Raw genomic sequence first — 5,911 nt, 5'->3', positions numbered from 1 at the left:
GACCCCGCAGACCGCGCGGTCCTGGACGCGATGCTCGCGCGGGCGGATGTGTTCGTGCAGAACCTCCTGCCGGGGGCGGTGCAGCGGCTGGGCCTGGATGAGGAGAGCCTGCGCGCCAAGCATCCGCGGCTGATCACCTGCTCGATCTCCGGCTACGGCTCGAAGGGCCCCTACCGCGGCAAGAAGGCCTATGACCTGCTCATTCAGTGTGAGACCGGCGTGCTGTCGGTGACCGGCACGCCCGAATCACCCGCCAAGGCCGGCATCTCCATCGCGGACATCTCCGCCGGCATGTACGCCTACAGCGGTGTGCTGACCGCGCTGTATGAGCGTGAGCGCACCGGCGCCGGCACCGGCTTGGAGGTGGCGATGCTCGACGCGCTGGGCGAGTGGGCGAGCCAGCCGTACTTCTACGCAGGCTACGGCGGCACCCCTGCGCCCCGCACCGGCGCCCGCCACGCCTCCATCTCCCCCTACGGGCCGTATCGGGCCGGGGACGGAGCCCAGGTGTTCATCGGCGTGCAGAACGAGCGCGAGTGGGCGGCGCTCTGCGCCGACGTCCTGGGCCGGCCGCACCTGGCCCAAGAGCCCCGCTTCGCCCGCAACTCCAGCCGTGTGGAGCACGACGCCGAGCTGCGGGTGATACTTCAGGAGGCCCTGTCCGGGCTGAGCGCTCAGCAGGTCATCGAGCGCCTCGACGAGGTGGGCATCGCATCCGCCCGTATGCGTACCATGCACGAGTTCGCCGAGCATCCGCAGCTGGAGGCGCGTGATCGGTGGCGTGAGGTGGACTCTCCCGTCGGCCCCCTGCGCTCCCTGCTGCCCCCGGTCACCGTGACGGGGCGGGAGGCGGCCATGGGCGCGATCCCGGCGGCCGGCCAGCACAGCGACGCCATCCGCGCCGAGTTCGCCTCCGGGGCGACCGACCCGACGAAGGACCGACCATGACATCGAACGCAGCGGCTGCGCGGCAGGGCGGAGCCCCGACCAGCCGCCGCACCGAGCTGATCATCCCCGAGCCGGCCGAGGCCCTCGCCGGTCTGCTGGACATCGACCCGCCCTCCGAGGAACTGCCGGCCCTGTGGCACTGGATCTATCTGCTGGAGCGTCGCAGGCAGGGGGACCTGGGCCCGGACGGACACCCCACACACGGCATACCGGCACCTCCCGGCCCCGGTCGACTGCGCATGTTCGCCGGAGGGCGGGTGTCCATGCACACCCCGCTGCGCTTCGGCGAGCCGGCGACTCGCACCACGCGGGTCATCCGCACCGCGGAAAAGGAAGGAAAATCCGGGCCGCTGACGTTCGTGACCGTCCGCAGCGACATCGAACAGGGCGGCCGGCTGGCCATCGCCGACGAGCAGGACATCGTCTACCGGGCCCCCGGATCGACGCTGCCGACGAAGCCCAGCACCACCGCCGAGACCCCTGCGCCCACGGGTACCCTCGCGCTCGACGTGGACTCGGTGGTGCTGTTCCGGTTCTCAGCGCTGACCTACAACGCGCACCGCATCCACTACGACCCTGCGTATGCCGCGCGGGAGGGCTACCCCGGTCTGGTCGTGCACGGGCCGCTGCAGGCCCTGATGATGGGCGAGCTGATCCGTCGCTCGGGCCTGCCTCTGGCCGGCCAGGAGTTCGCCTACCGCCTCGTCGCGCCGATGGTCGGCGAGCAGCGCCTGACGGTGGCACCCAACCCCGAGGAGACCTGCGTATCGGCGCAGGTCAGGGACGGCACGGGCAGGGTCACCGCGACCAGCACCCTGCGCCCCTGGAGCACATAGGACTGCTCACCTGGCTCGTCCTGGCGGCCGAGGAGGTGACGCGTCCGCGCCGGAACTCCAGGTCCAGGTCCCGGCTACCAGGCGCCCGAAGGAGGTCCAGCCGGGGCCGCAGGTCAGGTAACGAGCAATCCACCCTCGACGAACAAGTCGTGGGCGTTGACGCCGGTGTTGCGGAGCAGGAAGTCGGTGGCATCGACGACCTCCGCGGTCGCCACGAGGCGTCCGATAGGGGTACGCGGCACGTGGGGGTGGTCGGGCACGTCGCGCCACTTCGGGCTGTCGCCCACCACGCCGGGATGGATCGCGTTGACGCGGTGGGGTGCGAGCTCCACGGCCAGGGTCTTCACCAGAGCGCTGACACCTCCGTTGAGAGCGGTCACCATGGTGGATCCGGGGTAGGGGCGTTCCTTGGCCAGGCCACCGAAGAGCACGACCGACGCGCCGGGGGTGAACCGGTCGCGCAGGGCTCGTACGGTCTCGGTGTAGCCCACCAGCTTGATGGTCACGGCCTCGATGGCCTGGCCGATGTCGAAGTCCGCCAGAGAGTTGACGCCCTGCGTGATCGCGCTGATGACCAGGTTGTCGACCTCCCGTACATCGGCAAGCGCGGCAGCGATCGTCTCCGGCCGCGACAGGTCAACGGCCAGGCCCCAGGTCGTGCCGCCGAGTTCGGTGGCCACCGTGTCGGCGCGCGCCGCGGTGCGGCTGGTGACGATGACGCTGTCGCCGCGGTCGGCGAACCGCTGCGCTACGGCGCGGCCCACCCCGCTGCTTCCTCCGACGATGATTGAGCTGGTCACGATCCCAAAGGCTCCTTCGTGCCGGCGGCCCGCTGATGCGGAATTCGATACAGCCAACAAATACTGCATCGGCAGTCGACGTACCCTCCGACACACGAGGAGGCGTCCGTGCACCTGGCACCGCGACCGGATGATCACGTGATCATCGACGCAAGCCGGCCGTCCTTCCTGGACAGCTCCGGCCTGGCCGTCCTGCTCGCCGCCGCCACCCTGGCCCACGCGCACGGCGCCGGCGTGCACCTGGCCGCGCCCCAGCCGAGGGTGATCCGGCTGCTGTAGATCACCGGCCCGTGGAGAAGGAGCGAAGCGCCGAGCGGTGCCGGTTCCAGGTTCGGGCCGCCTCCTCCTCTCACGCCGTCGTCATCACCGCGGCGACCCCGCTCGGCGGCCAGTTCGGTCAGCAGGACGCGTTCACTGAGCTCGGCCCGCAGCCGGGTCAAGGGTCTGGCCGTAGGAGCGCAGGGCGAGCAGGCCCCCAGCCGCCGAAGCGATGATAACGACAGGCCGACCTCGGCGCCGAGAAAGCCGGCGCCGACGGCCACGGGCCTGGGCCGGCCCCTCCAAGGTCGCGCGCAGCGCCGCCGGACATTCGGTCCAGGGTCGCGCTCTGCTTGGCCAGCAGCTCCGACTCATGCAGTCGCGCGATCAGCACCTCGGTCTGCACGCGGATCCTTGTGGTGGCTGCGGCGATGGCGGCCAAGGTGACCAGCGGCTCCGGGTTGTCGTACGCGATGCGATCGAGGAGCCGTAGTGTGGTGAACGGCCGGTTTCCGCGCGCCGCGCCTAGGTCAGCAGCGGCGGCGGGTCACTGATGGGCAGGCCGAGACCGATCTTCATGATTTCTCCACTTCCGCGATGGCGCACCACGCGGGTTCTCGTCGTACGGGTGTGCACCTGTTCGCGGGGTCTACCCACTCGAACAATATGTAGTCATTCCATGGCATTAAGTGATTCCATGCCGTTGGTTGCCCCGGCCTGTCTACGCCGACGAGCCCCGGCCCTATGCGCCTCGCGAGCCGTCGCTTCGGGAGGTGGAGCGGCTCTCGCGCTCGGGTCAGCGGACGACCTCGACGTTGGCCATCATGCCGCGGTCTTCGTGGTTGAGGATGTGGCAGTGGAACGGGTACTTGCCGAGGAAATCGCGAAAGCGCATCCGGATGACCACCTCGCCGCGGGCAGGTAGCTGGACGGTGTCCTGCCAGCCACGGAAGTGGTACGGCCTGCCGTTGATGCTCATGAGCTGGAAGTCGTTGACGTGGATGTGGAAGGTGTGCTGCTCATTCGCAAGGTTGCGCACGCGCCACTCCTCTGTGGTGTTCAACCTGGCGCGCACATCGATCCGGTGCACGTCGAACTGCTTGCCGTTGATGTAGAACTCATTGGTCTGGTCGTTCTGGGAGAAGGTGATGACGCGCCGCTGGGCCACAGGATCCTTGCTCAGGTCGTCGATGGGGGCGAATTTCGAGGGCAGGGCGGCGGGGGTCATGGGGTCTCCGGCGGAGACCAGGGTGGCCAGCGTGGTCTGCGGGTAGGAGTCGCCGGTTGGGCCGGTGCTGTAGGCCGTGGTGATCAGGTGGGTGCGGCCGGCTGGGGGTCCCTGCACGAGCACGTCGAACCGGCTGCCCGGTGGCATGAGCAGCGTCTCGGCGCTCCAGATGTGGTCGACGGGGTTGGCGTCCTGCGCCACCACGTAGAAGCGCACACCCTGCAGTTGGACGTTGTAGACGATGTCGGCGCCGATGTTGGCCAGCCGCCACAGCTAGGTCTCACCGGGCGGATGTTCATGATCGGGTTTACCAGCCCGTTCACGGTCCGGGTGGTCGGAGCGTCGCTGTTGATGTTCGTCGTCGGGATGGCCCCGCCGTGCACCTGGAAGTCCTTCAGCGCGATGAGCCGTTCGCCGATGTTGCGCAGGCCGGGCGGCAGGTACCGGTTCAGCCCGTCGATCACGATCGCGCCGGACAGTCCCGCGAACACCTGCGGTTCGGAGACCGGGTGTGCGTGCGAGTGGTACCAGTAGGTGCCCGGCGCCAGGTCCTTCGGCAGGCGGTAGGTGTAGTGGAAGGTCTGGCCCGGCATGATGTGCAGGTAGATGTTGTCGGAGTTGCCGCCCGGGGAGACGTACCAGCCGTGCGTGTGCAGGTTGGTGTGCTCGCCCAGCCGGTTCACCAAGGTCAGATCGAGCTGGTCGCCGGGGCGCAGGCGGATCGTCGGCGGCATGTAGTCGCCGTTGTACGTCAGCGCCCGGACGTTCTGGCCCGCCAGCCGGACAACCCGCTGCTCCACGACCAGGCACACGCGCAACCGGCTCCCGCGACTTTCCAGCAGGCGCGGCTGGCGGAAGGCCGGCTGCGCCTGCGCGGTTGCAGGGACCGGTTCGTGACATGCCGGCCCGTCAACGAACTCCAAACAATGCACTCTCGTTTTGGGGGCGCGTAGACCGATCCCGGCGCCATGCCGGTGGCGCCGGCAGGCCACGGGCACCCGATGCGATCGTGCGCCCGCATTCGCACAGGTGATACACAGGATGTGAAAAGGATGCCGACAGCTTCGCCGCTGATGATCGGGTGATGACGATGGCGAACGCGCAGACCCGCGGGCCGATGCGCCGGCCGGACGGCAGCCCCGTACGGGTGCTGGTGGTCGACGACGAGCCCACGCTGGCGGAGCTGCTGACGATGGCGCTGCGCTACGAGGGCTGGGAGGTGCGCAGCGCCGGCGACGGCCTGAGCGCCGTCCGGACCGCACGCGACTTCCGGCCCGACGCCGTCGTGCTCGACGTGATGCTGCCCGACATCGACGGCCTGGAGGTGCTGCGGCGGCTACGCGCGGAGACCTCGGATGTGCCGGTGCTGTTCCTGACCGCCAAAGACTCCCTGGAAGACCGGATCACCGGCCTGACGGCGGGCGGCGATGACTACGTCACCAAGCCGTTCAGCCTCGAAGAGGTCGTGGCCCGGCTGCGCGGGCTGATGCGCCGCACCGCCCGCTCGGAGCTGAGCCCCGGCTCCCAGCTCGTCATCGGCGGCCTGACCCTGGACGAGGACAGCCACGAGGTCCGGCGAGACGGCGAGCTGATCACTTTGACGGCCACCGAGTTCGAGCTGCTGCGCTTTTTGATGCGCAACCCGCGGCGGGTGCTCAGCAAGGCACAGATCCTGGACCGGGTATGGAACTACGACTTCGGCGGCCAGGCGAACGTGGTGGAGCTGTACATCTCCTACCTGCGAAAGAAGATCGACGCCGGCCGGGCACCGATGATCCACACGTTGCGCGGGGCGGGATATGTCCTCAGACCCGGCGAATAAGCCCCGCATCAGCCGCCGG

At 69.1% G+C, this 5,911-nt stretch carries 7 protein-coding genes and 1 pseudogene; 4 read left to right on the top strand and 4 right to left on the bottom strand.

The window, feature by feature from the left end; genetic code table 11:
* Both CHC08_RS47385 and CHC08_RS47380 read left to right on the top strand, forming a co-directional pair.
* Nucleotides 1–948, top strand: a 948-nt coding sequence (locus CHC08_RS47385) for a CaiB/BaiF CoA transferase family protein (RefSeq protein ID WP_089213907.1), incomplete at its 5' end; no start/stop codon positions are given.
* Nucleotides 945–1,784 carry an HTD2 family dehydratase gene (locus CHC08_RS47380; RefSeq protein ID WP_089213906.1) on the top strand — a complete coding sequence of 280 codons (840 nt, stop codon included), beginning with the start codon at nucleotides 945–947 and terminating at the stop codon, nucleotides 1,782–1,784. The genes CHC08_RS47385 and CHC08_RS47380, both read left to right, overlap by 4 nt.
* A gap of 113 nt (nucleotides 1,785–1,897) precedes the next feature.
* Here CHC08_RS47380 and CHC08_RS47375 read toward each other — a convergent pair whose 3' ends face one another.
* Nucleotides 1,898–2,584 carry an SDR family NAD(P)-dependent oxidoreductase gene (locus CHC08_RS47375; protein ID WP_089213905.1) on the bottom strand — a complete coding sequence of 229 codons (687 nt, stop codon included), beginning with the start codon at nucleotides 2,582–2,584 and terminating at the stop codon, nucleotides 1,898–1,900.
* Nucleotides 2,585–2,626: 42 nt separating this feature from the next.
* On the opposite strand from CHC08_RS47375, the gene CHC08_RS47370 reads away from it, so the two are divergent.
* Entirely contained in the window at nucleotides 2,627–2,863 is a 237-nt protein-coding gene (locus CHC08_RS47370) for an STAS domain-containing protein (RefSeq protein WP_089213904.1), read from the top strand.
* Between the two features lie 157 nt (nucleotides 2,864–3,020).
* On the opposite strand, the gene CHC08_RS47365 is transcribed toward CHC08_RS47370, so the two are convergent.
* The 3 genes and pseudogenes from CHC08_RS47365 to CHC08_RS52230 form a co-directional block, all read right to left on the bottom strand.
* Nucleotides 3,021–3,248 (bottom strand): hypothetical protein, encoded by a 228-nt coding sequence (locus CHC08_RS47365; RefSeq protein ID WP_245879014.1) that lies wholly within the window; start codon nucleotides 3,246–3,248, stop codon nucleotides 3,021–3,023.
* A gap of 390 nt (nucleotides 3,249–3,638) precedes the next feature.
* Nucleotides 3,639–4,286 (bottom strand): multicopper oxidase family protein, encoded by a 648-nt coding sequence (locus tag CHC08_RS47360; protein WP_089213903.1) that lies wholly within the window; start codon nucleotides 4,284–4,286, stop codon nucleotides 3,639–3,641.
* Nucleotides 4,287–4,534: 248 nt separating this feature from the next.
* Nucleotides 4,535–4,870, bottom strand: a pseudogene (locus CHC08_RS52230) (multicopper oxidase domain-containing protein); the annotation flags it as partial.
* Nucleotides 4,871–5,154: 284 nt separating this feature from the next.
* On the opposite strand from CHC08_RS52230, the gene CHC08_RS47345 reads away from it, so the two are divergent.
* Nucleotides 5,155–5,892 carry a response regulator transcription factor gene (locus CHC08_RS47345; protein ID WP_089209253.1) on the top strand — a complete coding sequence of 246 codons (738 nt, stop codon included), beginning with the start codon at nucleotides 5,155–5,157 and terminating at the stop codon, nucleotides 5,890–5,892.
* The last annotated feature ends 19 nt before the right edge of the window (nucleotides 5,893–5,911 follow it).

It is taken from the genome of Streptosporangium subroseum, assembly GCF_900188345.1.
GTDB classification, from domain to species: Bacteria; Actinomycetota; Actinomycetes; order Streptosporangiales; family Streptosporangiaceae; genus Streptosporangium; species Streptosporangium subroseum.
The sequence above is the reverse complement of the archived record's forward strand: the minus strand, read 5'-3'. Positions and strand labels throughout refer to the sequence as shown.